Here is a 25,306-nt window from a genome sequence, read left to right as displayed (position 1 = left end):
GCCTCCCAGCGGGCCGATGGCCGCGGACAGTAACGTCTGTCACGACCTCACTGTGCGGAACGCATGCGGCAAGTCATGTTCGGGCGGCTTCGAGCGTGAGGCCCCGGGCCCTGTCCGCGGTTGCATGGTCACAGGGGCTGCGCCGGTGTCTCATAAGCGCTGTAATGGCCAACGTGGGCGGTGAGGACGCTGCGGGACGCAGATCGAGAAGGCAGCGCGCCGACGATGCCCTCACCACGGTCGGCGACGCCCCCGACGCGCCCGACCGGCTGCGCCGCATTCTCGAACAGGCGCTCGTCTTCGCCCGGGCGGCCCTCGCCGCCGTGTACACGCTGACCGACGACGGCGAGCTGCTGTGCCTGGTCGAGTGGGCCGGCGCCCCGCGCACCCAGTACGGACTGCGCGACAGCTACGCCGCCACCGGCGGCTCCGTGGTGGCCGACGCCCACCACACCGGGCGGCCCGCCTATCTCGGGCCGCGGGAACTCGCCGAGCGCGCCCAGTCCCGGCGGGCGTCGGCGGGCGACTTCCATCTGGCGGTCCTGCCCGCGCGCGGGCAGGACGACGGCGGCTGTCTGGTGGCCGTGAGCGAGCATCCCGACGGGTTCAACGCCGAGGACCGCGACTGTCTGGACCTGATCGCCCATGCCCTCGCCTACCCCGCCCCCGTCCAGCGGACCGAGGTCGGTGAACTGCCGTCCAACGCCTTCAGCCTCGCCATGGACACCGGCCGCGTCGAGGTCGGCGACGACATCCTGGACCTGTTCCAGATCGCCCCCGACGAGTTCGACGGCAAGGTGGAGACCCTGCTCGGCCTGACCGTGCCCGAGGACCTGCCCTCCCTGATGTCCGTCGTCGAGGCCGACCACATGTCCATCGGCGACCGCGAGCTGGAGTTCCGGGTGCTCCAGCCGAAAGGCCCGCCGAAATGGCTCAGGCTGCGCGGACGGCTGCTGCCCGGCGGCGAGGGGCAGCCGACGCGGCTCTCGGGCACCGTCGCCGACGCCTCCAAGCTGCGCTCCGACTTCACCGACGTGGCCCGCGTCCAGCGCCTCGCCGCCTCCCTCGCCACCGCCGGCACCGTCCGCGACGTCAGCCAGGCCGTGGTCGCCGCCCTGCGCACCCCCCTGCGCGCCGACCGGATCGCGCTGGCGGAACTGGAGAACGACCGGCTCGTCGTCACCGTCCTCGACCCGCCCGAGCCGGAGTCCTGGCCCGAGCTGTGGCGCACCGAATGGCGCACCGAGTGGCCCGACGCGCCGGTGCGCGCGATGCCCACCCTCGCCGCGGCGCTGCGCGAGGGCCGCGCCCAGATCTGGCCCGCGGGCACCCCGCTGGAACCCGCCCTCGCCGATGTCGGCCCCGGCGGCCTCGCCGTCCTGCCGCTGCCCGCCGCCGGCCGGATGGCCGGCGCCTGCCTGATCGGCTGGGACGCCCCGCACCACTTCGGACCCGACGAACGCGCCCTGCTCACCGCCTCCGCCGGACTCGCGGGGCAAGCCCTGATGCGCGCCCACGCCTTCGATGCCGAACACGAACTCGTCGGCATGCTCCAGCGCCAACTGCTGCCCCGCAGACTGCCCCAACTGCCCGGCGCGGAGGCCGTCGCCCGCTATCTGCCCAGCACGGCAGGGCTGGAGCTCGGCGGCGACTGGTACGACGTGATCCCGATGCCCGACAACCACGTCGCCCTCGTCATCGGCGACGTCCAGGGCCACAGCGCGGCCGCCGCCACCCTGATGGGCCAGATGCGCACCGCGCTGCGCGCGTACGCCGCCGAGGGGCACCCGCCCGACGTGGTGGTCTCGCACGCCAACCGGCTGCTGGGGGAGCTGGAGACCGACCTCTTCGCCACCTGCGCCTATGTCGACGTCGACCTGGAGGAGGGCACAGCCTGGTGCGTACGCGCCGGACACCTCCCGCCGGTGCTGCGTCACCCGGACGGCGCAACGGACATCGCCGAGGCCGAGGGCGGCCCGCCGCTCGGCGTGATGACGCAGGCCGAGTTCCCGATGAGCCCGCTCAGGCTCCAGCCCGGCACCCTGATCGCGCTGACCACCGACGGCCTGGTGGAGTCCGTCGAGGCCGACATCGACGCGGGCATGGACCGCTTCGCCCGCGAACTGGCCCGCTCCGACCCGGCCCACCTCGGCCTGGTCGCCGACGCCCTGCTCGGCAACGCCCGCCGCAGCGACGACGTCGCCCTGCTGCTGTTGCGCTACGACGGCATGGAGCTGCGCCCGCTGCGCGAGAGCTGGACGGTGTGGCGGGTGCCCGAGGCGGTGGGCCACGCCCGCCGCTTCACCCGGCGCACCCTGCGCTCCTGGGGCCTGGTCGCCGAGACGGACGCCATCCTCCTCGTCGTCTCCGAACTCGTCACCAACGCCCTCGTGCACACCGAAGGACAGGTCCGCCTCGACCTCACCCTGATCAACAGCAGGCTGCGGGTCGCCGTCGCCGACACCTCGCCCCGCAGCCCCGTCAAACCCACCAGCATCGGCTGGGAGGCCACAGGAGGCCGCGGCATCCTCCTGGTCGAGGCCGTGTCGGCGACCTGGGGCACCCTCCCGGTCAGCGGCGGCAAACAGGTCTGGAGCGAGATCCAGCTGAACCGCTGACTCCCGGGTACCCGACGTCCATGGACCACCCCCATGGAGTGCGATCCGGACACGGCGTTCGGCGCCATCAGCGCCGTATGGCCCAACATCTGACCAGTCGGTTACGCGGGATCGACGCTATGGTGAACCAGATGAAGGCTCTCGTGCTGTCCGGCGGAGCCGGCACGCGGCTGAGGCCGATCACACACACATCGGCCAAACAGCTGGTACCGGTTGCGAACAAGGCTGTGCTGTTCTACGGGCTGGAATCCATCGCCGAAGCCGGCATCACCGAAGTCGGCGTCATCGTCGGCGACACCGCCGCGGAGATCCAGGACGCGGTGGGCGACGGCTCGAAGTTCGGTCTCCAGATCACCTACATCCCCCAGGAACGCCCACTGGGCCTGGCCCACGCGGTGCAGATCGCCCGGGACTATCTCGGCGACGACGACTTCGTGATGTACCTCGGCGACAACTTCATCGTCGGCGGCATCAGCGCCCTCGTCGAGGAGTTCCGCCGCCATCGCCCCGACGCCCAGATCCTCCTCACCCATGTGCCCGACCCCCGCGCCTTCGGCGTCGCCGAACTCGACGGCTCGGGGCAGGTCGTGGGCCTGGAGGAGAAACCCAAGCACCCCAAGAGCGACCTCGCCCTGGTCGGCGTCTATCTCTTCACCCCCGCGATTCATGAGGCGGTGCGCGCCATCGAGCCGTCCTGGCGAGGCGAGCTGGAGATCACCCACGCCATCCAGCACCTCATCGACGCCGGCGCCGACATCCGGTGCACCGTCATCCACGGCTACTGGAAGGACACCGGGAACGTCGACGACATGCTGGAGGTCAACCGGACGGTCCTGGAAGGCCTCGACCGGCGGATCGACGGCGAGGTCGACGAACTGTCCGAGACGGTCGGCCGCGTGGTCGTCGAGGAGGGCGCCCGGATCGTCAACTCCCGTATCGTCGGGCCCGCCGTCATCGGCGCCGGATCCGTCGTCGACAACTCCTACATCGGCCCCTTCACCTCCATCGCCGAGAACTGTCACATCACCGACAGCGAGCTGGAGTTCTCCATCGTGCTGCGGGACTCCTCGATCGCCGGCGTGGGCCGCATCGAGTCCTCCCTGATCGGCCGACACGCCGAGGTGACGCCGGCGCATCACGTCCCCAGTGCCCACCGTTTCGTCCTCGGCGACCACAGCAAGGTGCAGATCCATACATGAACCTCCTCGTCACCGGCGCCGCCGGGTTCATCGGCTCGGCCTACGTCCGTACGCTGCTCGGCTCCGACGCGCCCGACGCGCCGGGGATCACCGTGCTGGACAAGCTGACCTACGCCGGCAGCCTCGACAACCTCCCCCTCGACCATCCCCGCCTCGAATTCGTGCAGGGCGACATCCGCGACGCCGAACTCGTCGCCAAACTCACCTCCCAGGCCGACCAGGTGGTGCACTTCGCCGCAGAGTCCCATGTCGACCGTTCGATCAGCGGGGCCTCCGACTTCGTCCTGACCAATGTCGTGGGCACCCAGACCCTCCTGGAGGGCGCCCTGCGCGGCGGCGTGTCGACCTTCGTGCACATCTCCACCGACGAGGTCTACGGCTCCGTCGAGACCGGCTCCTCCACGGAGGAGTACCTGCTGCGGCCCAGTTCGCCGTACTCCGCCTCCAAGGCCTCCTCCGACCTGCTCGCCCTGGCCTACCACCGCACCCACGGCCTGGACGTGCGGGTCACCCGCTGCTCCAACAACTACGGCCCGCACCAGTTCCCCGAGAAGGTCATCCCGCTCTTCGTCACCAACCTCCTCGACGGCCACCAGGTCCCGCTGTACGGCGAGGGCCTCAACGTCCGCGACTGGCTGCACGTCGACGACCACTGCGCCGGCGTCGAACTCGTGCGCACCAAGGGCCGTCCCGGCGAGGTCTACAACATCGGCGGCGGCACCGAGCTGAGCAACAGGGAGCTCACCGGACTGCTCCTGGAGGCATGCGGGGCGGACTGGGACCGGGTGACGAAGGTCGAGGACCGCAAGGGACACGATCTGCGCTACTCCGTCGACTGGAGCAAGGCCCGCACCGAACTCGGCTACCGACCTCGGCGCGACTTCCGCACCGGTCTCGCCGAGACCGTCGACTGGTACCGGGACCACCGTGCGTGGTGGGAGCCGCTGAAGCGACGCGTGAACGAGGAGCACGGATGAGGTGGCTGGTCACCGGGGCGGGCGGGATGCTCGGCCATGACGTCGTCGGCGAACTGCGCGGGCGCGGCGCCGATGTCACCGGCCTCGACCACTCCGCCCTGGACATCACCGAACCCGGTTCCGTCGAGCGGGCGTTCACCGCGCACCGGCCGGAGATCGTCGTCAACTGCGCAGCCTACGCGGCCGTGGACGACGCGGAGTCGGACGAGGCCACGGCCCTGCGCGTCAACGGCGACGGCCCCCGCCTGCTCGCCCGTGCCTGCGCCGCGCACGGCGCCCGCCTGATCCACGTCTCCACCGACTACGTCTTCTCCGGCAAGGGCCGCACCACCCCCTACCCCGAGGACCACCCGCCCGCCCCGCGCACCGCCTACGGCCGCACCAAACTCGCGGGCGAGCGGGCCGTACTCGATGAACTCCCGGGCGCGAGCGCGGTGGTGCGCACCGCCTGGCTCTACGGCGTGCACGGCAAGAACTTCGTCCGCACCATGATCGGCATCGAGGCGAGCCGCCCCACCGTCGACGTCGTCGACAACCAGCGCGGGCAGCCCACCTGGAGCGCCGACGTCGCCGCCCGCATCGCCGACCTCGGCCCCCGCATCGGCCCGGACGTGAACGGCGTCTTCCACGCCACCAGTTCCGGCGACGCCACCTGGTACGAGCTGGCCCGGGAGGTGTTCCGGCTGCTCGGCGCCGACCCCGACCGGGTCCGCCCCACCGACACCACGCCCTGGCCCCGGCCCGCACCCCGACCCGAGTACAGCGCCCTCGCGCACGGCCGCTGGCGGACGATCGGACTGCCGCCGCCGCGCGACTGGCGCACCGCCCTGCACGAGGCACTTCCCCGCATCCGCAAGGAGTCCCCTTCGTGAAACGCCATGAGTTCCTGAAGGAACTGCACAAGGTCAGCGCCAACCGCAACTACCTGGAGATCGGTGTCAACGACGGTCGCAGCCTCAGACTGTCGAGGGTGCCCAGCATCGCGATCGACCCCGCCTTCAAGGTGGTCACGGAGATCCGCTGCGACGTCCACCTGGTGAAGGCCACGAGCGACGACTTCTTCGCCCGCGACAACCCCCTCGCCCACCTCAAGGGCGGCCGCCACCCGGTCCGCAACCTGCGCCGGGGCCGCAGCCCGATCGGCCACTGGCGGCGCACCACCCTCGACCTGTCGTTCATCGACGGCATGCACCTGTTCGAGTACGCGCTGCGGGACTTCATCAACGTCGAGCGGCACTCCGACTGGACCAGCGTGATCGTCTTCGACGACATGCTGCCGCGCAACATCGACGAGGCGGCCCGCGACCGCCACACCGGAGCCTGGACCGGCGACGTCTACAAGCTCGTCGAGATCCTCGCCCGCCACCGCCCCGACCTGGTCACCGTCCTCGTCGACACCCAGCCCACCGGACAACTCGTCGTGTTCGGCGCCGACCCGCACAGCACCGTGCTGCGCGACAAGTACGACGAGATCGTCGCCGAGTACGACCTGCCCGACCCGCAGAAGGTGCCCGAGACGATCCTGGAACGGACCGGAGCGGTACGCCCAGAGGCGCTGCTGGAGGCCGGCTTCTGGCGCCCGCTGGCCCGGGCCAGGAACCTCGGCGTACGCCGCTCCCGAGGCTGGGACCCACTGCGGCACGCGCTGGAGCAGCTCTAGGACTTGACCGGCCGGACAGTCCTAGCCGCCGCCCCGCAACTCCCGGTAGCGGGCGGCGCAGTCCTCGTACGACGGCAGGAGGCCGGTGCGCAGTGCCTGGGCCAGGGACGGTGCCTCGGCGTCCTTGGGGGACAGCACCGGCTCCACGCCGTCCGGCCAGGGCAGGCCCAGGTCGGGGTCGAGGGGGTTCACTCCGTGCTCGCGGCCCGGGGCATAGCCGGTGGAGCACAGGTAGTTGACGGTGGCGTCGTCGGTGATGGCCATGAAGGCGTGCCCGAGGCCCTCGGCGAGGAACACCGCGTGCCGGGTGTCGTCGTCGAGGCGGACCGCCTCCCACTGCCCGAACGCCGGGGAACCGGTGCGCAGATCGACCACCACGTCCAGCACGGCGCCGCGCACACAGGTCACGTACTTGGCCTGACCGGGCGGCACGTCGGAGAAGTGCACGCCGCGCACCACGCCCCGCCGGGAGACGGAGCAGTTGGCCTGCGCGAGCGTCAGGTCGTAGCCGGTGGCCTCGCGGAACTCCTCGCCCCGGTACCACTCGTGAAAGCTGCCCCGGTCGTCCGGGAAGACCTTGGGCTCCAGCACCCAGGCACCGTCGATCCCCAGCGAGCGCACCGCGTCACCTCCGTGGGGCCCTGAGCAGGGCCTTCGCCTTGCGTACCAGTCGGCGCAGCACCCCCGGCCGGGGCGTGCGCCGCACCTGCACCCCGTGCGCCCCGGCGCGCAGCGCGAACGGCAGCGCCAGCAGCCGCCGTTCGGCCGTGCCCGTGCCCGGGCCCAGCGCCGTCCGCCAGGTCGCCCCGCCCATCGCGGAGACGGGCAGCGCGGCGCTGAGCAGCGCCCCGGGCGCGTCGGGCGCGGGGGAGAGGGAGCCACGGGCGTCGAGGGACTTGCCCTTCGCGGTCAGCCGCAGCAGCACCTCAGTGTCGCCGGGCACGTACAGCGGCACCGGGGCGCTCAGTCGGCCGTCCGTGACGCCGACCGACTCGGGCGCGACCCGGCCGAGCCCGAGGCTCCGGGTCGCACGGTCGACGTCCAGGGCGAGCGAGCTCTGCCGGGCGGTCCAGTACGGCAGCACCACCCGCCCGGCGACGACTCCGGCGTACGCCGTGGGCCGCTCGGTGCGGGGGGCCGGGGCGGGCCGGCACTCCTTGGTCCAGCCGCCCAGCTTCACCCGGACCACGACGTCCCACAGCCCGCCGGCCAGCGGCGAGCCCCCGGCCGCCCGTGCCGGGTCGACGGTGGCGGTCGCCCGCAGCACCAGCCGGAAGCGGCCCCGGTCCTCGGTGGGCACGGTCTCCCGGGTGAACTGCACCGGCTGGAAGTACTGTGCGGCGCTGGAGCGTTGACGCAGCAGCAGGTCCGCGGTCGCGGAGCCGAACCGGGAGACGGTGTCGGCGCCCACCCAGGCGATGGCCTCGGTGACGTCCTTCGGCGGGGCCTTGAGCGGATCGCCGCCGCCCGCGGCGCTGAACGTCAGGGGCGCGCCACCGGAGTGGTACTCCGCGGCGAAGGAGACCCGCAGCGCGCCGTCCGCCCACTCCAGGCCCTCCGGCATCGCCTTGAGGACGACGCCCGCCTCCCACTCGGCGAACGCCTCCACATCGCCGTACCGGTCGGCGGCGATCAGCGCGGCCACGACCTGCTGCGTGGGCTGAAGACCGGCCGCCACACCGGGCCCGAACCGCTCCACGACGACGGAGTGGATCTCCCGGAACAGCTCCTTGCGATAGTCGGCGGGCGCGGCCAGCAGCCGCTTGCCGCGCATCCGTTCGACCATCTCCACGCGCAGCCAGCGGCGGAAGAGCCGGTCGCGCACCGGTCCCGGCTCGGTGTACCGCTCGACGACGTCCAGAGCCTCGCGCAGGTTCTTGAAGTAGCCGACCGGGTCGAAGCGCTGGAAGCCCGCGTTGGCGGCGTCGTCCCGGCGCACGTGGTAGTAGCAGACGTAGTCGCTGAGCACCGAGACGTTGTCCGCCCGCAGGAACGCCTCGGTGACGAAGACGTGGTCCTCCAGGCGGCGTTTGCCCTCGGGGAAGCGCAGGCCGATGCGGTCCAGGAACGCGCGGCGGAACATCTTGTGCGGGGTGAGGCTGTCGATCAGCGGCGCGCTCTCCACGGTGGCCCGGGGATGGTTGCGACGGAACAGCTCCACCGGCACCCCGCGGCCCTGACCGGCCATTTTCCCTACGACGACATCGGCGTCGTTCGCCACGCCGTAGTCGTACATCCGCTCAAGGGCCTCGTCGCCGAGGTGGTCGTCGTTGTCCACGAACATCACGTACTCGCCGCGGGAGGCGGCGACGCCGACATTGCGGGGCTTGCCCGCCCAGCCGGAGTTCTCCTGGTGCACGACCGTCACCCGGGAATCCTCAGCGGCGAGCTCGTCGAGCCGGCCTGGCGTGTCGTCGGTGGAGCCGTCGTCGACGAAGATCACTTCGTACTCGTCCGGGGGCAGGGACTGCCGCAGCAGCGAGGAGATGCAGTCCTCGATGTACGCCCCCGGGTTGTACACGGGAACGATGACGCTGACCTTGACCGGCATCGCGCTCCAAGTCCCCTCGGGTCGTCGCCTGCCTTGCTGGGTGCGGCACGGTACGCCTCGCCCGATGCTAACCCGCGCCCACTCGCTTGCCACCTCCGGCCAGGCCGATGGCCGTAGCCTGGCGGAGTGCGTCTGCTGCTGATGTCCGACACCCACCTCCCCAAGCGCGCCCGCGCACTTCCCGCCCCGCTCCTCGCCGAACTCCCGGACGCGGACGTGGTGATCCACGCGGGTGACTGGGTCGACACGGCCACCCTCGACCTGCTGGAGCGCCGCAGCCGTCGGCTGATCGGGGTGTACGGCAACAACGACGGCCCCGACCTGCGCGCCCGCCTCCCCGAAGTGGCGTACGCCGATCTCGGCGGCCTGCGTTTCGGCGTCGTGCACGAGACCGGCCCCGCCCAGGGCCGCGAGGCGCGTTGCGCGGCCCGTTTTCCCGAGCTGGACGTGCTGGTGTTCGGGCACAGTCACATCCCCTGGGACACCACCGCGCCCTCCGGGCTGCGCCTGCTCAACCCGGGCTCCCCGACCGACCGGCGCCGCCAGCCGCACTGCACCTACCTCACCGCCTCGGTCGCCGACGGCAGTCTCACGGACGTCGAACTGCACCGCCTCCCCGCGCCCCTTCAGGGCGCTGCCGCACCGTAGTGGACTTCGCCCGACCTGCTCAGCGCCTCCTGCGCCGCCACCGCCAGGCGACCAGCACCAGCAGGGCGGCCGCCAGGGGTGGCCCCACGCGTCGGGCGACGGGAAGTGCGGCCGTTCGGGTGAGATCGAGGGGAGCCGTCTCCTCGGCCACCGCAGCGGCGGGTGCCGGCTCCTCCGGCTTCGTGAGCTTTTCCGCCAGGCACTCGGCGAACCGGGACACCAGGCGGTCGCCCACCTCCGACAGCAGCCCGCGCCCGAACTGCGCCGGACGTCCGGTCACCGACAGGTCCGTGAGCACCGTGACCGCCGTACCGTCGTCGCGTTCGGTGAGCGTGCCGGTGACAGTGGCTCGCGCCGTGCCCTGGCCGCGGGTCTCCCGGCCGCTCGCGCTCAGCACCATCCGGTGCTCCTGCTCGTCCCGCTCGTCGAAGACCGCGGTGCCCTTGTACGTCAGGGTCACCGGGCCCACTTTGACGCGGACCGAGCCGGTGACGGTCTTGCCGTCGTAGTCCTCCACGCTCGCCCCGGGCAGACAGGGCGCGACCCGTTCGATGTCGAGGAGCGCCTGCCAGGCGTCGTCGACGGGCACGGGCACGGTGAACTCGTGGCGCAGTTCCATCTTTTCCTCCTCAGGGGGCGTCAGGGCAAGGGGTGGATCGCCCCCTCCGTCGCGGTCAGTGGGGCGCCGGTGCCGCCCCAGCGCAGGGCGACGATCTCGGCGGCGACCGACACGGCGACCTCCTCGGGCGTACGGGCCCCGAGGTCGAGGCCCACGGGTGAGCGCAGCCGGGACAGTTCGGCCCCGGTGAGCCCGGCCGCGGCCAGCCGCCGCATCCGGTCGTCGTGGGTACGGCGGCTGCCCATCGCCCCGATGTACGCGGCCGGCCTGCGCAACGCTTCCTCCAGCAGCGGCACGTCGAACTTGGGGTCATGGGTGAGGACGCAGATCACCGTGCGCCCGTCGGTTTCGGTGCCGTTCAGATAGCGGTGCGGCCAGTCGACGACCACCTCGACGCCCTCCGGGAAGCGCTTCGGGGTCGCGAAGACCGGGCGGGCGTCGCAGACGGTGACCCGGTAGCCGAGGAAGTCGCCGATCCGGGCGACGGCGGCCGCGTAGTCGATCGCGCCGAAGACCAGCATGCGCGGGGGTGGGGCGAAGGAGTGCAGGAAGACGGCGACGGCGTCCTCACGGCGCTCGCCGTGCGGCCCGTAGTGGCGCAGGCCCGTGGCGCCGAGGGCGAGTTCGCCGCGCGCGTCGGCGGTGACCGCCGCGTCCAGGCCCTCCGTGCCCAGTGTGCCGAGGACCCGGTCGGGCCAGACCGCGAGGGTCGCCCCGCGCGGCGCGGGCCCGTCGGTCACCGAGGCCACGGTGACCGGCTCGCCGGCGGCGACGGACCGAGCGACCGCGCCGAAGGAAGGATCGGCGGCGGCCGTCACCGGACGGACCAGGAGGGTGATCTCGCCGCCGCAGGTCAGCCCCACCGCGAACGCGTCCTCGTCGCTGTACCCGAAGGTCTCCAGGCGCGCCTCGCCGTTCGCCACCACCTCCTGCGCCAGCTCGAACACCGCCCCCTCGACACAGCCACCCGACACACTGCCCACGACCTCGTCGCCCGGACCCACCGCCATCGCGGCCCCCGGATCGCGCGGCGCGCTGCGGCTCGTTGCGACGACTGTGGCGAGGCCGAAGGGTGATCCGGCCGTGTACCAGGCGCCGAGTACGGGGAGTAGGTCACGCACGGTTGGCTCCTCTCGCGACGCCCAGGACCGTCTTGTCCGGCTCCACGGCCATCGTGGCCCCTGGTTCGCGCGGCGCGCTGCGGCTCGTTGCGACGACTGTGGCGAGGCCGAAGGGTGATCCGGCCGTGTACCAGGCGCTCAGCATCGGGAGTAGGTCACGCATCGTCGGCTCCTCTCACCGCCGCCGCCAGGCGTTCCAGCGCCGAGAGGCTGTGGCCCTCGACGAACGCGTCCACGCTCGGCAGCGCCGCCGCCATCCCGGCCGCCAGGGGCGCGTAACCGGGCCGGGCCTTGAGCGGATTGGCCCAGATCACCCGGTGCGCCAGCCGGTGCAGCCGGCGCATCTGTTCCGCGAGCAGCTCCGGATCGCCGCGCTCCCAGCCGTCGGACAGCACCACCACGATCGCACCGCGCGCCATGCCGCGCTGCCCCCAGCGGTCCAGGAACGCGCCCAGCAGCTCACCCAGCCGGGTACCCCCGCGCCAGTCGGGTACCGCCGAGGCGACCGCGGCCATCGCGAGGTCGGGGTCCCGGTGCGACAGCTCCCGGGTGACCCGGGTCAGCCGCGTCCCGATCGTGAACACCTCCGTACGGGCCCCGCGCACGGCCGCGTGCGCGAAGCGCAGCAGCGCGTCCGCGTACGGCGCCATGGAGCCGCTGACGTCCACGAGCAGCACCACCCGGCGTGGATGCTCCGTCCGGGCGTACCGGAGCAGGCGTGCGGGCTCCCCGCCGCGCCGCAACAGCTCCCGGACCGTGCGATGCGGATCGACCTCCCCGCGCCGGGCAGGACGCCGCCGCGCGGACCGCCGTACCTGGCCCCGCAGCGCCAGCGCGGCCAGCAGCCGGCGCACCTCCGCCCGCTCGGGCCCGCTCAGCTCGGCGATGTCCCGGTGGCGCAGCACCTCGGAGGAGCTCGCGAGGGACGGAACAGGCGGCGCGTCCTGCACATCCCGGGCACGCGCCTGCCCTTCCGCGTCCCGTGCGACGAGACGCGGCCGGGGCGTGCGGGGGACCGTCACCGGGCGCCGAGGGGTTTCGCCGGTGCCGTGGAAGAAGGCCGCGAACACCCGGTCGTAGCGGTCGAGATCGTCCCGTTGCCCGCACAGCGTCAGCCGGCCCGCCCAGTACACGTCGGCCCGCAGCTCCGGCCGCAGGACGTCGACCGCGGCCAGGAAGGCGTGCACCCGCTCGGTGCTCGCGTCGACGCCCGCCGCGCGCAGGGCGCGGGCGAAGCCGAGGAGGGCGGCGTCGGCGCCGGTCATGTCACGCCCCTCGCGTCGCGAGGACCGCCGCGAAGTCCAGCCCCCGCGCCCGCTCCGCGTCCTCCCGGTACTTCAGCACCGACCCCAGCGTCGTCACCGCCAGTTCGGCGTCCACCTCGTCCGCGCCGAGCGCGTGCAGGGCCTCGGCCCAGTCGATCGTCTCGGCCACGCCGGGCGGCTTGAGCAGGTCATGCGTGCGCAGCGCCTGCACCAGCGCGGTCACCTGTTCCGCGAGGCGCGCCGACACCCCGGGCAACCTCCTGCGCACGATGGCCAGTTCGCGTGCGAAGTCCGGGTGGTCGAACCAGTGGTACAGGCAGCGCCGCTTGAGCGCGTCGTGCACCTCACGGGTGCGGTTGGAGGTCAGCACCACCACCGGCGGCACCTCGGCACGCAGGGTGCCGAGCTCCGGGATCGTCACCGAGAACTCCGACAGCAGCTCCAGCAGGAACGCCTCGAACTCGTCGTCCGCCCGGTCGATCTCGTCGACCAGCAGCACCGACGGCTGGGTCTCCAGCGCCCTGAGCAGCGGCCGGGCGACGAGGAAGCGCCGGTCGTACAACTCGCCCTCAAGACGGGCCGCGTCGGTGACCCCGGCCGCCTCGGCGGCCCGCAGATGCAGCAGCTGGCGCGGGAAGTCCCAGTCGTACAGGGCCTGCGAGGCATCGATGCCCTCATGGCACTGGAGCCGGATCAGCGGGGCGTCGAGGGCCTCGGCGAAGGCGGACGCGAGCGCCGTCTTGCCGACGCCGGCGTCGCCCTCGCAGAACAGCGGCCGGTGCAGCCTCAGGGCCAGGAAGCAGGCGACGGCAAGACCTTCGTCGAGGAGGTAGCCCGTCGCCTCCAGGCGGGCCCGCACCTGCTCCGGGCCGTCGATGTCCGTGATCGCCCCTCACCCCATTCCGGCGGCGGTCAGCACCGCCCGCCTGGTGAGCACCCGGGCCAGATGCGCCCGGTACTTCGGTGAGGCGGAGGTGTCCTGGGCGGGCCGTGTGCCGTCGGCCGCCTCCTGGGCCGCCCGCGCCACCGCCTGGGCGTCCCCGGCTCCGGACAGGGCCTCCTCGCACGCGTAGGCGCGCAGTGGCGTGCCGCCCATGTTGGTCAGCCCGACCCGCGCCTCGGCGATGCGCCCGTCGTCCCGCCGCACCAGCGCGGCCACGCCGACGATCGCCCAGGATTGCGCGACCCGGTGGAACTTCTCGTAGTGGAAGCCCCAGCCGTCCGCCTTCGGCACCCGCACCTCGGTGAGCAGTTCGTCGGGTGCCAGCGCGGATTGAAGGTAGTCGACGAAGAACTCCCGCGCCGGGATCGTGCGCGTGCCGCCGGGACCCCGGGCCACCAACTCGGCGTCCATCGCGAGGACTACGGCGGGCAGGTCCCCGGCCGGATCGGCGTGCGCGAGGGAGCCGCCGAGGGTGCCGCGATGGCGTACGGCGGGATCGGCGACGGTTGCCGTGGCGGCGGCGAGCAGACCGGCGTGGCGGCGGACCAGCGGGGCCCCGATCACGTCGTGATGGGTGGTCATGGCGCCGATGACCAGGGCGTCGCCGTCCTCGCGGACCCCGCTCAGGCCGGGGACGCGGCCGACGTCCACGACCAGTTCGGGGAAGGCGAGGCGCATCCGCAGCAGGGGCAGCAGGCTCTGCCCGCCGGCCAGCACCTTGGCGTCCTCGCCGCCGTCGGCGAGCGCGCGCACCGCCTCGTCGACGGTCGTCGGACGGGTGTAGTCGAATGCCGGAGGAATCACGACCGGGCCTCCTCGATCGCCTGCCACACCCGCTCGGGGGTACAGGGCATACGGATGTCGCGGACGCCGAGCGGTCGCAGCGCGTCCACGATCGCGTTCACCACGGCCGGGGTCGAGGCGATCGTCCCGGCCTCGCCGACTCCCTTGACGCCCAGGGCGTTCGAGGTCGCCGGTGTCTCCGTGCGGTCGGTGACGAAGTCGGGGAGGTCCGCCGCCGACGGGACGAGGTAGTCGGCCATCGTGCCGGAGATCAGGTTGCCGTCCTCGTCGTACACGGCCTCCTCGTACAGCGCCTGCGCGATGCCCTGGGCGAGTCCGCCGTGCACCTGGCCCTCGACGATCATCGGGTTGATCACCTTGCCGATGTCGTCGACGCAGACGTACGAGCGGATCCGGGTCTGTCCGGTCTCGGTGTCGACCTCGACCGCGCACAGGTGGGTGCCGTGCGGGTAGGAGAAGGTGTCCGGGTCGAGCAGGTGCTCGGCGTTGATGGTGGGTTCCATGCCGTCGGGCAGGTCGTGCGAGGAGAAGGTCTCGAAGGCGACCTCCTGGATCGTCCTGCGCGCTTCGGGGGAGCCCTTCACGGAGAACACGCCACTGGTGAACTCCAGGTCGTTCTCGCTCGCTTCGAGCAGATGTGCGGCCACCTTGCGGGCCTTGTCCACGACCTTCCGGGCCGCGTGGTGCACGGCCATGCCGCCGACCACCAGCGAGCGCGATCCGTAGGTGTCCATGCCCTGCGGGGCCGCCTTGGTGTCGCCGTGCACCACTTCGACGTCCTCGAAGGGCACGCCCAGCACATCGGCGGCGATCTGGCTCCAGCAGGTCGCGTGTCCCTGGCCGTGCGGGCTGGTGCCGGTGACCACCTCGACCTTGCCGGTGGGCAGCATACGGACGCTCGCCGCCTCCCAGCCGCCGGCCACATAGCGCAGATCCCTCAGGATCCGGCTCGGGGCGAGGCCGCACATCTCGGTGAACGTCGACACACCGATGCCGAGGCGTACGGTGTCCGCGCGTTCGTTGCGGTCTGACTGCTCGGCGCGGAGTTTGTCGTAGTCGAACAGCTCGAGCGCCTTCGCCGTCGCCGCCTCGTAGTTGCCGCTGTCGTAGGTCAGGCCCGCGATGGCGGTGTACGGGAACTCCTCGTGCCGGATCCAGTTCCGGCGGCGCAACTCCACCGGGTCCAGGCCGAGTTCGGCGGCGAGTTCGTCCATGGTCCGTTCGATGGCGAAGGTCGCCTCGGGGCGTCCGGCGCCGCGGTAGGCGTCGGTGGGGGTCCGGGTGGTGAAGACGCCGGTGCAGGTGAAGTCGTAGGCGTCCATCTTGTAGATCCCCGGGTACATGAACGCGCCGAGGAGCGGGGTGCCCGGAGTGATCAGCATCAGGTAGGCGCCCATGTCGACCAGCAGGTCGACCTTCAGACCGAGGAGCGTGCCGTCGCGGTTCGCGGCGATCTCGATGTCCTGGATCATGCCGCGGCCGTGGTGGGTGGCCAGATAGCCCTCGGAGCGGGACTCGGTCCACTTCACCGGCCGGCCGAGGCGGCGCGCGACGGCGAGGGCGATGGCCTCCTCGCCGTAGACCTGGAGCTTGGAGCCGAAGCCGCCGCCGACGTCCGGGGCGATCACCCGGAGCTTGTTCTCGGGGATGCCGGTGACCATGGCCATCAGGACGCGCAGGATGTGCGGGATCTGGGTCGAGGAGTACAGCGTGTACTCGCCGGAGGCGGCGATCGGGGTGACCACGACCGCGCGCGGCTCCATGGCGTTGGGGATCAGCCGCTGCTGGTGGTAGCGGCGCTTGAGGGTCACCTCGGCGCGCTGTCGTACGGCGTCGAAGTCCTCGCCCGTCTTCAGCGGCCAGGTGTAGCAGCGGTTGGTGCCCTTGTCGGCGTGGACCAGCGGGGCGCCCTCGGCGAGGGCGGCCTCCAGGTCGAGGACTGGGGGCAGGGGGTCGTAGTCGACCTCGATGGCCTCCAGGGCGTCGGCGGCCGTGTAGCGGTCGCGGGCCACGACGACGGCGACCGGGTCGCCCGCGTGGCGTACCTCGTCGACGGCGATCGGCGGGTGGTCGGGCATCACGATGTCCTCGGTCACCGGCCAGACACAGGGCATGGAGGCAAGGCCCTCGGCGAGGTCCCGTCCGCTGAACGCGGCGACGATGCCGGGACGTTCGAGGGCGGCCGAGACGTCGACGCGCTCGATGCGGGCGTGGGCCATCGGGCTGCGCAGAAGTGCGAAGTGCAGCAGTCCGTTCACGGAGATGTTGTCGGTCCAGGTGGTCTGCCCGGTGATCAGGTGGGCGTCCTCCTTGCGCGGCCGGGCGCGGCCGACCTCGCGTTCCACCGTCTCGGTCATGCCGTTACCCCCTCTTCGGAGGCGGCCAGGACGGCCCGCACGATGTTCTGGTAGCCGGTGCAGCGGCACAGGTTGCCTTCCAGGCCCTGCCGTACCTCGTCGGCGGTGGGATGCGGGTTCTCGCGCAGCAGATCGCGCGCCGCCATGATCATGCCCGGGGTGCAGTAGCCGCACTGCAGGGCGTGCCGCTCGTGGAAGGCGCGCTGGAGCCCGGTCCACTCCCCGTCACGGGCGAGCCCCTGCACCGTGGTGACCTCGCCGCCGTCCGCCTGGACGGCGAGCACCGAGCAGCTCTTGACGCTCTCGCCGTCGAGTTCGACCGTGCAGGCCCCGCAGTTCGAGGTGTCGCAGCCGATCGGGGTGCCGGTCAGACCGAGCCGGTCGCGCAGGTAGTGGATCAGAAGGAGACGGGGTTCCACCTCGTCCTCGTACGTCGTGCCGTCCACCTTCACCGTGATGTGGGTCATGGGCCCTCCAGAGGCCGTTTTGGGCGGAGGAGAGGGGAAACGTCAAAACCCTGTCGGATCGTGATGTACGTCACTCTAGGGCGGGGCCGGGGAGGCGGCGAGTGCTACGGCACGGGTTCGTTGAGCGTTAATCCATTGCCGGTGCGGGGGCGATGCTGCTGCACTGCTCGGGAGCCGTTGTCACGCAAAGTCGTCAGGCAAAGTCGTCACGCAAAGAGGAGTTTCGATGCGCACTGCGTCCATGTCCCGCCAGGAAGGAATGACCCCCCTCATCGAAGGACATGACGCTTCGTGCCGTTGCTCAACCTCGGAATTCTCGCCCATGTCGACGCCGGTAAGACCAGCCTGACCGAGCGGCTGCTGCACTCGGTCGGGGTGATCGACGAGATCGGCAGCGTCGACGCCGGGACCACCCGGACCGACACCCTCGCGCTGGAGCGCCGGCGCGGGATCACCATCAAGTCTGCCGTCGTCTCCTTCCCGGTCGACGACGTGACGGTCAACCTCATCGACACCCCCGGTCACCCGGACTTCATCGCCGAGGTGGAGCGGGTGCTCGGCGTCCTCGACGGGGCCGTCCTCGTGGTCTCCGCCGTCGAGGGGGTGCAGGCGCAGACCCGGGTCCTGATGCGGACCCTGCGCAGGCTGCGCATCCCCACCCTGATCTTCGTCAACAAGATCGACCGGCGCGGGGCACGGGAGCAGGATCTCCTGCGGGCGCTCACCCGGCGCCTGAACGTCGCCGTCGTGCCCATGGGCCGCACCGCCGGGCTCGGCACCCGCGAGGCCGCGTTCACCCCGGGGCTCGGCCCGTCCGCGCTCGACGTGCTCGCCGACCACGACGACCACCTGCTCACCGCGTACGTCGAGAACACCGTCTCCTACGACCGACTGCGCACCGCCCTCGTCGACCAGACCCGGCAGAGCCTCGTCCATCCGGTGTACTTCGGCTCGGCCGTGACCGGCGCAGGCATGGATGCGCTGGTCAGCGGCATCAAGGAGCTGCTGCCCACCGCCGACGGGAACCCCGGGGGCCCGGTCTCGGGCACCGTCTTCAAGGTCGAGCGGGGCCCGGCGGGGGAGAAGATCGCCTACGCGCGGATGTTCTCCGGCACCCTCGGCGTCCGCGTCCCCGTCGTGTTCGGCGACGCCCGCCAGGAGGGCAAGGTCACGGCCGTCAGCGTCTTCGAGCACGGCACCGACGTCCGGTGCGACGAGGTCCCGGCGGGCCGGATCGCCAAGCTGTGGGGCCTCGCCGACATCAGGATCGGCGACGCGCTCGGCCGGCCCCGCAAGGCGGAGAGCCACTGCTTCGCCCCGCCCACCCTGGAGACGGTCGTCGTCCCCGCGCCGGGCACGGAGCCCCGGGCGCTGCATGTCGCGCTCACCCAGCTCGCCGAACAGGACCCGCTGATCGGCCTGCGCCACGACGAGGTGCGCGGGGAGACCTCCGTCTCGCTCTACGGCGAGGTGCAGAAGGAGGTCGTCCAGGCCACGCTCGCCGACGAGTACGGTCTGGACGTCACCTTCCGTGAGACGACCCCGCTGTGCATCGAGCGGCCGGCCGGGACGGGCGTCGCGGCCGAGTTCATCAAGAAGGGCCACCCCTTCCTCGCCACGGTCGGCCTGCGCGTCGAACCGGCGCCGGCCGGCGCGGGTGTGGACTTCCGTCTTGAGGTGGAGCTGGGCGCCATGCCGTACGCGTTCTTCAAGGCCGTCGAGGACACCGTCCGCGAGACCCTCGGCCAGGGCCTGCACGGCTGGCGGGTCCCCGACTGCACGGTCACCATGACCCACTCCGGCTACTGCCCCCGGCAGAGCCACGCCCACCAGGGCTTCGACAAGAGCATGTCCAGCACCGGCTACGACTTCCGCGGCCTGACCCCGCTGGTCCTGATGGAGGCGCTGCGGCGGGCGGGCACCCAGGTGCACGAGCCGATGCACCGCTTCTCCATCGAGGCCCCGGCGGACACCCTCGGCGCCCTGCTGCCGGTGCTGGCCGGGCTCGGGGCGGTACCGGGGTCCACCGAGACGCGCGGGTCCGTCTGTGTCCTGGACGGCGCGGTGCCGGCGGCGCGGGTGCACGAGCTGGAGCAGCGGCTGCCCGGACTCACCCGGGGCGAGGGCGAGTTGGAGAGCGCCTTCGACCACTATGCGCCGGTGACCCGGGGCACGCTCCCCGAGCGGGCGCGCACCGATCACAACCCGCTGAACCGGAAGGAGTACCTGCTGAACGTGACGCGCAGGGTGGGGAGTTGACCGCCGACCGGACGGCTCGCGAGGTCGAGGCGGAACTCGGGCTCGCCCATCTCGCCGCCGAGCAGGACCGGCGGGACGAAGCCGTGGGAGGAGTGAGACCGGCGTGGTGGCCGACGATGAACTTACTTGAGAGTCAGGAGTGTTGACGGTGTCCTGAAATCGCCGGACTGTGGTGGACATGCCGAATACTCGGGCGCGTCTGCTCGCTGTTCTGGTTGTCCTCTTCGGATCCCTGACGGTGGCGGGAACTCCGACCGCCACCGCCGCAACTCTTCCCGGCTCCCTCTGGTTCGACGAAACGCCTCTGACGGTGCAGAACGGCCGCTTCACCGACGGCCACGGCCGCGAGGTCGTGCTGCGCGGCTACAACGTCTCCGGCGAGACCAAGCTCGCCGAGAACGGCGGCCTGCCCTTCGCCTCGGTCGCCGACGCGAGGAAGTCCGCGACCGCGCTGCGCGCCCTCGGCGGCGGCAACACGGTCCGCTTCCTGCTCTCCTGGGCCTACGCCGAACCGGTGCGCGGCCAGGTGGACACCGCCTACCTGTCCGCCGCCACCGCCCAGATCCGCGCCTTCCTCGACGCCGGCATCCGCGTCTACCCCGACTTCCACCAGGACCTCTACTCCCGCCACCTCTTCGAGGCGGACAGCTGGTACACCGGCGACGGCGCCCCCAAGTGGGCGGTGGACGCCGGGAATTACCCGGACGAGTCCTGCGGCATCTGCCTGTTCTGGGGCCAGAACATCACTCAGAACGAGGCCGTCAAGCAGGCGTCGTACGACTTCTGGCACAACGCGTACGGTCTCCAGGACGCCTTCCTCACCACGGCGCAGGCGACGATGACGTACATCCGGCAGAACGTCAGCGCCGCGCAGTTCACCGGCATCGTCGGCTTCGACCCCTACAACGAACCGCACGCGGGGGTCTACGACTCCGGCCAGACCAGCCGCACTTGGGAACGGGACGTGCTGTGGCCGTTCTACGAGCGGTTCCGGGCGCGCATGGACGCGGCCGGCTGGCAGGACAAGCCCGCCTTCGTGGAACCGAACCTCTTCTGGAACGCCAACCTCGACTTCCAGAAGCAGGAGGGCGGCCTGCTGGACGCCGGCCGGCTCGGACCACGCTACGTCTTCAACACCCACTTCTACGACCAGAAGGCCATCTCCGGGATCTTCATGTGGGGCAAGGCCCAGGACGGCCAGTACACGGGCGACTTCGGCACGGTCCGTGACCTGGCCGCGGCGACCGGGACGCCCGCGATCGTCAGCGAGTTCGGGCATCCACTGGCCGGCTCGGTCTCCGACAAGGCCCCGACCGTGCTGAAGGCCATGTACCAGGCCCTCGACTCCCGGGTGAGGGGCGCGAGTTGGTGGTCGAACCCGACCGCCTCCGGCCCGGTCCTGTCCGGCAGCCAGTGGCAGTGGGACATCTACAACGGCCGCCATCACGAGCCGATGAACGGCAACCCCGACAAGGTGCTCACCACCGGAGACGCCTGGAACGACGAGGACCTCTCCGCCGTACGCCTCGACGACTCCGGCACTCCCGTCCTGCGCCAGGACGCCCGCCTCCTGGACCGCGTCTACCCGAGCGCCACCTCGGGCACGACCATCGCCTTCACCTACGAGGACCGCTCCCGCGACGGCTCCACGACCCTGACCTGGAACCCGGTGCCCAGCACCCTGCCCAACGTCTCCCGGCTGGTCGGCACGGGCCAGTACGGCCTGCTGCTGTGGCGCTCCAACAGCGGCTCGGCACCGACGGAACTGCACCTGCCCGCATCCTTCCCGACCGCCTCCACCACGGTCGTCTCCGACCTCGGCACGGCGTACGCCCCGCCGTCGTACACCTCGACGACCCCCGTCGCCGTGGCCCCGGAACCCGGCGGCACCGGCAGCCGCCGCCTGCTCCTGACCGACACGGACTCCGGCGTCCTGCACTACGCGCTGGTGACCAACGGCGCGTCGGCACCCTCCGCGGATCTGCTCGCCGCGGCCCGGTCCGAGCTGTCGGCGTGGGTCGCCGCACAGTGACCCGCGGCGGGGGCGCTGAGGCGGCGGGCCGGGCTGCGCACCGCGGCCGCCGCTCTGCGCGCCGGAGTGCCCACGGTCCCGGTGCCGGTGGACCAGCCCTTCTGGGCCGCCCGTCTTGCCGCGCTCGGTGCCGCCACCGCGCCGATCCCCTTCGCGTCGCTCACCGAGGAACGGCTGGTGGAGGCGTTGCGTGAAGTCGTGCGCCGGCAGACGTACGCCGGAGCCGCCTCGGTCGCCGCGCGGCACATGGCGACCGAGGACGGCGTGGGCGCGGCCGTGAAGGCCCTGTGCTGATCAACCGGCCGCCCGGGAGGTCCAGTCGGACTGGACATGGCCGAGCCGGACGCGCTGGGGGTGGTCGCCGACCGGGACCGACACCTGCTTCTGGCCGGTGGCGAAGTCGATGGCCGTGACCTGGTCGGTGCCGCTCTCGGAGACGACGCAGGACTTGCCGTCGCCGCTGACCGTCGCCCAGTACGGCTTGGACGCGGTGACCAGCGGGCCCTCCTGGAGGGTGGTGCGGTCGACGACGGTCGCGTAGTCGTCCATCGTGCCCGCGACGCACAGCTTGCGGCCGTCGGGGCTCATCGAAATGCCGTGGTGGCGCGAGTCGTTGACGAACGTGGTCCGGTCGTCGCTGGTCGCCGGGTTCTTGGGCAGGGTCTTGGTGCGGGTGATCTTGTCGGTCGCGAGGTCGTACTCGAAGAAGCCGTTGAAGAACGACACCTGGAAGTACAGCTTCGACTTGTCCGGCGAGAACACGGCGGGCCGGACCGCATCCGAGTAGTCGGTCAGCCCGATCGCGTCGAGCCGCTGCCGCATGTCGATGACCTTGACCCGCTGGTACGTGCTCGCGTCGACGACCGTGATGTACCGGTTGCCCTTCGTCCAGTCCAGCCAGGGCGCGTCGGTCTGCGTGTTCACATCGCCGATCGCCATGTTGTAGATGTACTTGCCGTCCTGCGTGAAGATGTTCTCGTGCGGCTTGTCGCCGGTGCCGAACTTGCCCAGTTCCTTACCGGAGTTGACGTCGAGCACGTGCACGGTGTTGGAGGTCGAGGCCGACACCGCGACCCGGGTTCCGTCGGGGGAGACGGCCATGTGGTCGGAGCGGTAACCCGACACGGGGAAGCGCCAGTTGATGTCACCGGTGGCCAGGTCGATGGAGACGACGTCGGCGAAGCTGGGCCGGGAGACGACCACCGAACTCCCGTCCGGCGTGGAGTACATGTCGTCGACGAACTGGTCGTGGCCCTCGCCGACGCTGTTGCGGATCGCCATGAAGTAGATCCACTTGATGGGATCGGCGTTGATCTCCGCCATCCGCTGGTCCTTGTCGGGGATGACGTTGATACGCCCGATCTTCCCGAAGTCACCGGAGGACTTGATCACATCGGCGGTGCCGTCCCAGTTGTTGCCGACGAACAGCACCTCGCGCAGGGCGGCGGCGTCCGGGGCCGCCGAGGCGGCGGTCGCGGGGGCGGTGACGGACAGGACGAGGGCGGCGGCGACGGCGCGAAGGTGTCTGGTTCTGATGGCAGGCATGAGTGCTCTCCTCTGGAGACGGCGGGTGGCGTGCGCATGCCAAGGGGAAATCTGAATACGGGATCGTTCAGAGTTTGACTTACTGGAAAGTAAGGAGCGGGGGGCCTTCTCCACAAGACTGCGTACACGACAAAATGGCGAACGGCTGAGGAGAGGAAGCGCATTGGCGGGCAGGCTCAGGGCGCCGACGGGCCGTTACGGCGGGAGGTCGGCGGAGGAACGCAAGGCCGAGCGCCGCCGCCGCTTCCTGGACGCCGCGCTCCAACTCTTCGGCGACACCCCCGGCTACCGCGGCACCACGGTCGTGGCGCTGAGCGAGGCGGCGGGCCTGTCGACCCGCCAGTTCTACGAGGAGTTCCGCACCCTGGAGGACGTCCTCGCGGCCCTCCACCTCCAGGTCAACGACTGGGCCGAACAGGCCGTCCTGGCGGGCGCCGAGGCCGTGGGAGACGCCCCGATCGCCGAACGCGCAGCCGCGATCTTCCGCGCATACGCGGCCAACGTCACCGCCGACCCACGCCGGGTCCGCATCACCTTCGTCGAGATCATCGGCGTCAGCCCCCGCCTGGAAGAACAACGCCTGTCCCGCCGCTCCCGCTGGGTCGACCTCATCTGCGCCGAGGCGCAGGCAGCCGCCGCCCGCGGAGAGGCGGCCCCCCGCGACTACCGCCTCGCCGCGACGGCCTTCATCGGCAGCGTCAACGGCCTCCTCCACGACTGGAACGCGGGCTGGGTGGACGCGACGCTGGACGAGGTGGTGGAGGAGCTGGTGCGGCAACTGTTGGCGATTTTGCGGCCGGTGGGGTGGGAGGGGGCCTAGATTCGGAGAGGCCCGCCTGGAAGCCTGGGAGCAGCCGTCTCATCATCCGTCGGCCGTGGGATCGAGTCCCACCCGCCCCACCAAGGCGCCTCGGAGCAGGAACGTTTTCACCTGGGGCGCAGTGTCCGCTTCTCTCACGGAGGGGCTTTCGTCGTCCCTGATGATTGTTAGCTCAGTCGATGCTCAACCGAATTGCAGACGATCAAGACATGAAGCGGCCCCAGCCGAGTCGGGGGTCTCAGCTGGGGCCGCGGTCTTATCAGGCGTGCGCGGTCACGATGAGCGTGCCGATGTGGTCAGGCTTGGGCGCCTCCAGGACCTCTGCCTTGGCCGTGGCGAACCCCGCTCGCAGCAGATGCCGCTCCCACACCGCGGGCTTGTAGCTGTAGCGGTAGGTGAACATCGCCCTCCCCGCGAATCCGCCCTTGTACATGCCCTGCGGCCCATAGGCGCCGGGGATGGCGGGCGGCTGGGAGAACACGAAGACCCCGCCCGGGGCCAGGTGCTCGCGGACGAGGGGGAAGAGGCGGGACGGGTCGGTGAACCAGGCCGCGCCGAAGATGGAATAGACGGCGTCATATCGGCCTTCATCGGCGGCGAGCCAGTCGAGGATCTCGCCCTGCTCGATCCGTACACCGAGGGGCGCCCACTTCTCGCCTGCCCGCTGCACCATGCGCGGCGAGAGGTCGACGCCGGTGGCCTTGACACCTTGCTGCGCCAGATGGGCGAGGGCCCGCCCGGTGCCGCATCCGACCTCAAGGACGGTTTCCGGGCTGTCGAGGAGTTCGGGTCCGGGGCCGTGGCCGGCGTACTGGGTCCAGCAGAACGACGGCTCTGCGTCCTCCTTGAACGCCGACTCGGCGAATGCGTCCCACAGTTCGGTCTCGGCGGCGATGTCGTGCGGTACGGGCACAGCGTGTTCCTCTGGTCGTCGGGATGCGGGAGCCCCCGCCCTCGGGGAGCCGTGAGGGCGGGGGCGACTGTAGCGGGGTCAGTGGCTGTCGGGGACCTTGTCGTCGCACGGGGAGCAGTCCGCGCCGTCGATGGCCCACAGTTCCTCGTCGATCGCCCAGCCCTGGGTGCGGAGGAAGTCGCCGGTGCGCAGGCACAGGCCGTCGCGGCGGCGGTCGATGAACGGGGCGTGGTGCTTGAACCGGCCGCCGTTGTAGAGGCGGCAGATGCCCCACCAGACGGGTGTGTCGAGGATGAGCTGGTGGACGCCGATGTCGACGAGCTTGCCCACGCCGAGGTGCTGGTCGGGGTTCTCGATGGAGCCCATCACGTACATGACGGCGTTGCCGAGGATCCGTTCGGTCATGTCGCGGACCATGGTGTGGTCGCGCAGGAGCAGGGCGACCTCGCGGTCCCACAGGCTCATGCCGGAGTCGAAGATGTTGGCGGTCAGCTCGGTGATGTGGGGT

General features: G+C 71.4%; 23 protein-coding genes. 10 read left to right on the top strand and 13 right to left on the bottom strand.

The window, feature by feature from the left end; genetic code table 11:
* The first annotated feature begins 164 nt into the window (after positions 1–164).
* The 5 genes from H4N64_RS35365 to H4N64_RS35345 all read left to right on the top strand — a co-directional run bounded on the left by H4N64_RS35365 (position 165) and on the right by H4N64_RS35345 (position 6,454).
* Positions 165–2,618, top strand: a complete 2,454-nt coding sequence (locus tag H4N64_RS35365) for a SpoIIE family protein phosphatase (protein WP_186286632.1) — start codon at positions 165–167, stop codon at positions 2,616–2,618.
* Positions 2,619–2,749: 131 nt separating this feature from the next.
* Positions 2,750–3,817 (top strand): glucose-1-phosphate thymidylyltransferase, encoded by a 1,068-nt coding sequence (locus H4N64_RS35360; protein WP_186286631.1) that lies wholly within the window; start codon positions 2,750–2,752, stop codon positions 3,815–3,817.
* Complete coding sequence (gene rfbB, locus H4N64_RS35355; RefSeq protein WP_186286630.1) at positions 3,814–4,794, top strand: dTDP-glucose 4,6-dehydratase; 981 nt, start codon at positions 3,814–3,816, stop codon at positions 4,792–4,794. Before H4N64_RS35360 ends, rfbB begins: the two co-directional genes overlap by 4 nt.
* Positions 4,791–5,666, top strand: coding sequence for a dTDP-4-dehydrorhamnose reductase (gene rfbD / locus H4N64_RS35350; protein WP_186286629.1), 876 nt, complete (start codon positions 4,791–4,793; stop codon positions 5,664–5,666). The genes rfbB and rfbD overlap by 4 nt, the downstream gene beginning before the upstream one ends.
* Entirely contained in the window at positions 5,663–6,454 is a 792-nt protein-coding gene (locus H4N64_RS35345) for a class I SAM-dependent methyltransferase (RefSeq protein ID WP_186286628.1), read from the top strand. Before rfbD ends, H4N64_RS35345 begins: the two co-directional genes overlap by 4 nt.
* Before the next feature lie 21 nt (positions 6,455–6,475).
* Here the strand turns inward: H4N64_RS35345 and rfbC are convergent, their stop codons facing one another.
* Together rfbC and H4N64_RS35335 are read right to left on the bottom strand one after the other, a co-directional pair.
* Complete coding sequence (rfbC, locus tag H4N64_RS35340; RefSeq protein ID WP_186286627.1) at positions 6,476–7,075, bottom strand: dTDP-4-dehydrorhamnose 3,5-epimerase; 600 nt, start codon at positions 7,073–7,075, stop codon at positions 6,476–6,478.
* A 4-nt stretch (positions 7,076–7,079) separates the two neighbouring features.
* A complete protein-coding gene (locus H4N64_RS35335; RefSeq protein ID WP_186286626.1) occupies positions 7,080–9,005 on the bottom strand; it encodes a glycosyltransferase family A protein in 1,926 nt (641 codons plus the stop codon).
* A gap of 126 nt (positions 9,006–9,131) precedes the next feature.
* On the opposite strand from H4N64_RS35335, the gene H4N64_RS35330 reads away from it, so the two are divergent.
* Positions 9,132–9,653: a YfcE family phosphodiesterase gene (locus H4N64_RS35330; RefSeq protein ID WP_186286625.1), complete on the top strand. Its 522-nt coding sequence runs from the start codon at positions 9,132–9,134 to the stop codon at positions 9,651–9,653.
* A gap of 19 nt (positions 9,654–9,672) precedes the next feature.
* On the opposite strand, the gene H4N64_RS35325 is transcribed toward H4N64_RS35330, so the two are convergent.
* The 8 genes from H4N64_RS35325 to H4N64_RS35290 are packed head-to-tail and all read right to left on the bottom strand — an operon-like array spanning position 9,673 to position 17,229.
* Complete coding sequence (locus H4N64_RS35325; RefSeq protein WP_186286624.1) at positions 9,673–10,272, bottom strand: SRPBCC family protein; 600 nt, start codon at positions 10,270–10,272, stop codon at positions 9,673–9,675.
* Between the two features lie 20 nt (positions 10,273–10,292).
* Entirely contained in the window at positions 10,293–11,393 is a 1,101-nt protein-coding gene (locus H4N64_RS35320) for an XdhC family protein (protein ID WP_186286623.1), read from the bottom strand.
* Positions 11,386–11,556, bottom strand: coding sequence for an XdhC family protein (locus H4N64_RS35315; protein WP_186286622.1), 171 nt, complete (start codon positions 11,554–11,556; stop codon positions 11,386–11,388). The genes H4N64_RS35320 and H4N64_RS35315 overlap by 8 nt, the downstream gene beginning before the upstream one ends.
* On the bottom strand, positions 11,549–12,658 hold the full coding sequence (locus H4N64_RS35310) for a vWA domain-containing protein (RefSeq protein ID WP_186286621.1): 1,110 nt from the start codon (positions 12,656–12,658) through the stop codon (positions 11,549–11,551). Before H4N64_RS35310 ends, H4N64_RS35315 begins: the two co-directional genes overlap by 8 nt.
* Position 12,659: 1 nt before the next feature.
* Positions 12,660–13,544 (bottom strand): AAA family ATPase, encoded by an 885-nt coding sequence (locus H4N64_RS35305; RefSeq protein ID WP_336246889.1) that lies wholly within the window; start codon positions 13,542–13,544, stop codon positions 12,660–12,662.
* Between the two features lie 6 nt (positions 13,545–13,550).
* Positions 13,551–14,405: an FAD binding domain-containing protein gene (locus H4N64_RS35300; RefSeq protein ID WP_186286619.1), complete on the bottom strand. Its 855-nt coding sequence runs from the start codon at positions 14,403–14,405 to the stop codon at positions 13,551–13,553.
* Entirely contained in the window at positions 14,402–16,762 is a 2,361-nt protein-coding gene (locus H4N64_RS35295) for a xanthine dehydrogenase family protein molybdopterin-binding subunit (RefSeq protein ID WP_186286618.1), read from the bottom strand. Before H4N64_RS35295 ends, H4N64_RS35300 begins: the two co-directional genes overlap by 4 nt.
* Positions 16,759–17,229, bottom strand: a complete 471-nt coding sequence (locus H4N64_RS35290; RefSeq protein ID WP_186286617.1) for a (2Fe-2S)-binding protein — start codon at positions 17,227–17,229, stop codon at positions 16,759–16,761. The genes H4N64_RS35295 and H4N64_RS35290 overlap by 4 nt, the downstream gene beginning before the upstream one ends.
* A gap of 291 nt (positions 17,230–17,520) precedes the next feature.
* On the opposite strand from H4N64_RS35290, the gene H4N64_RS35285 reads away from it, so the two are divergent.
* The 3 genes from H4N64_RS35285 to H4N64_RS35275 all read left to right on the top strand — a co-directional run bounded on the left by H4N64_RS35285 (position 17,521) and on the right by H4N64_RS35275 (position 21,814).
* Positions 17,521–19,488 carry a GTP-binding protein gene (locus H4N64_RS35285; protein WP_186286616.1) on the top strand — a complete coding sequence of 656 codons (1,968 nt, stop codon included), beginning with the start codon at positions 17,521–17,523 and terminating at the stop codon, positions 19,486–19,488.
* 178 nt (positions 19,489–19,666) lie between these two features.
* Positions 19,667–21,520: a cellulase family glycosylhydrolase gene (locus H4N64_RS35280; protein ID WP_186286615.1), complete on the top strand. Its 1,854-nt coding sequence runs from the start codon at positions 19,667–19,669 to the stop codon at positions 21,518–21,520.
* Between the two features lie 87 nt (positions 21,521–21,607).
* A complete protein-coding gene (locus tag H4N64_RS35275) occupies positions 21,608–21,814 on the top strand; it encodes a hypothetical protein (protein ID WP_418896319.1) in 207 nt (68 codons plus the stop codon).
* On the opposite strand, the gene H4N64_RS35270 is transcribed toward H4N64_RS35275, so the two are convergent.
* Positions 21,815–23,065, bottom strand: a complete 1,251-nt coding sequence (locus tag H4N64_RS35270) for a YncE family protein (RefSeq protein WP_186286614.1) — start codon at positions 23,063–23,065, stop codon at positions 21,815–21,817.
* 163 nt (positions 23,066–23,228) lie between these two features.
* On the opposite strand from H4N64_RS35270, the gene H4N64_RS35265 reads away from it, so the two are divergent.
* Positions 23,229–23,885, top strand: a complete 657-nt coding sequence (locus H4N64_RS35265) for a TetR/AcrR family transcriptional regulator (RefSeq protein WP_186286613.1) — start codon at positions 23,229–23,231, stop codon at positions 23,883–23,885.
* Positions 23,886–24,144: 259 nt separating this feature from the next.
* Here the strand turns inward: H4N64_RS35265 and H4N64_RS35260 are convergent, their stop codons facing one another.
* Positions 24,145–24,798, bottom strand: coding sequence for a methyltransferase domain-containing protein (locus H4N64_RS35260; RefSeq protein ID WP_186286612.1), 654 nt, complete (start codon positions 24,796–24,798; stop codon positions 24,145–24,147).
* Positions 24,799–24,876: 78 nt separating this feature from the next.
* On the bottom strand, positions 24,877–25,306 hold a 430-nt coding region (locus H4N64_RS35255), incomplete at its 5' end, for a glycine-rich domain-containing protein (RefSeq protein ID WP_260860166.1).

This window comes from Streptomyces cupreus (genome assembly GCF_014257025.1).
Classification (GTDB): Bacteria; Actinomycetota; Actinomycetes; order Streptomycetales; family Streptomycetaceae; genus Streptomyces; species Streptomyces cupreus.
This window is presented reverse-complemented; position numbering and strand designations above follow the sequence as displayed.

What these genes read in the sequence shown, in the direction of transcription:
- H4N64_RS35365 (WP_186286632.1), top strand. Translation starts at nt 165, where the DNA reads ATGGCCAACGTGGGCGGTGAGGACGCTGCGGGACGCAGATCGAGAAGG.
- rfbD (WP_186286629.1), top strand. Translation starts at nt 4,791, where the DNA reads ATGAGGTGGCTGGTCACCGGGGCGGGCGGGATGCTCGGCCATGACGTC.
- H4N64_RS35270 (WP_186286614.1), bottom strand. Translation starts at nt 23,065, where the DNA reads ATGCCTGCCATCAGAACCAGACACCTTCGCGCCGTCGCCGCCGCCCTC.
- H4N64_RS35290 (WP_186286617.1), bottom strand. Translation starts at nt 17,229, where the DNA reads ATGACCCACATCACGGTGAAGGTGGACGGCACGACGTACGAGGACGAG.
- H4N64_RS35325 (WP_186286624.1), bottom strand. Translation starts at nt 10,272, where the DNA reads ATGGAACTGCGCCACGAGTTCACCGTGCCCGTGCCCGTCGACGACGCC.
- H4N64_RS35295 (WP_186286618.1), bottom strand. Translation starts at nt 16,762, where the DNA reads ATGACCGAGACGGTGGAACGCGAGGTCGGCCGCGCCCGGCCGCGCAAG.
- H4N64_RS35280 (WP_186286615.1), top strand. Translation starts at nt 19,667, where the DNA reads ATGCCGAATACTCGGGCGCGTCTGCTCGCTGTTCTGGTTGTCCTCTTC.
- rfbB (WP_186286630.1), top strand. Translation starts at nt 3,814, where the DNA reads ATGAACCTCCTCGTCACCGGCGCCGCCGGGTTCATCGGCTCGGCCTAC.
- H4N64_RS35360 (WP_186286631.1), top strand. Translation starts at nt 2,750, where the DNA reads ATGAAGGCTCTCGTGCTGTCCGGCGGAGCCGGCACGCGGCTGAGGCCG.
- H4N64_RS35335 (WP_186286626.1), bottom strand. Translation starts at nt 9,005, where the DNA reads ATGCCGGTCAAGGTCAGCGTCATCGTTCCCGTGTACAACCCGGGGGCG.
- H4N64_RS35315 (WP_186286622.1), bottom strand. Translation starts at nt 11,556, where the DNA reads ATGCGTGACCTACTCCCGATGCTGAGCGCCTGGTACACGGCCGGATCA.
- H4N64_RS35310 (WP_186286621.1), bottom strand. Translation starts at nt 12,658, where the DNA reads ATGACCGGCGCCGACGCCGCCCTCCTCGGCTTCGCCCGCGCCCTGCGC.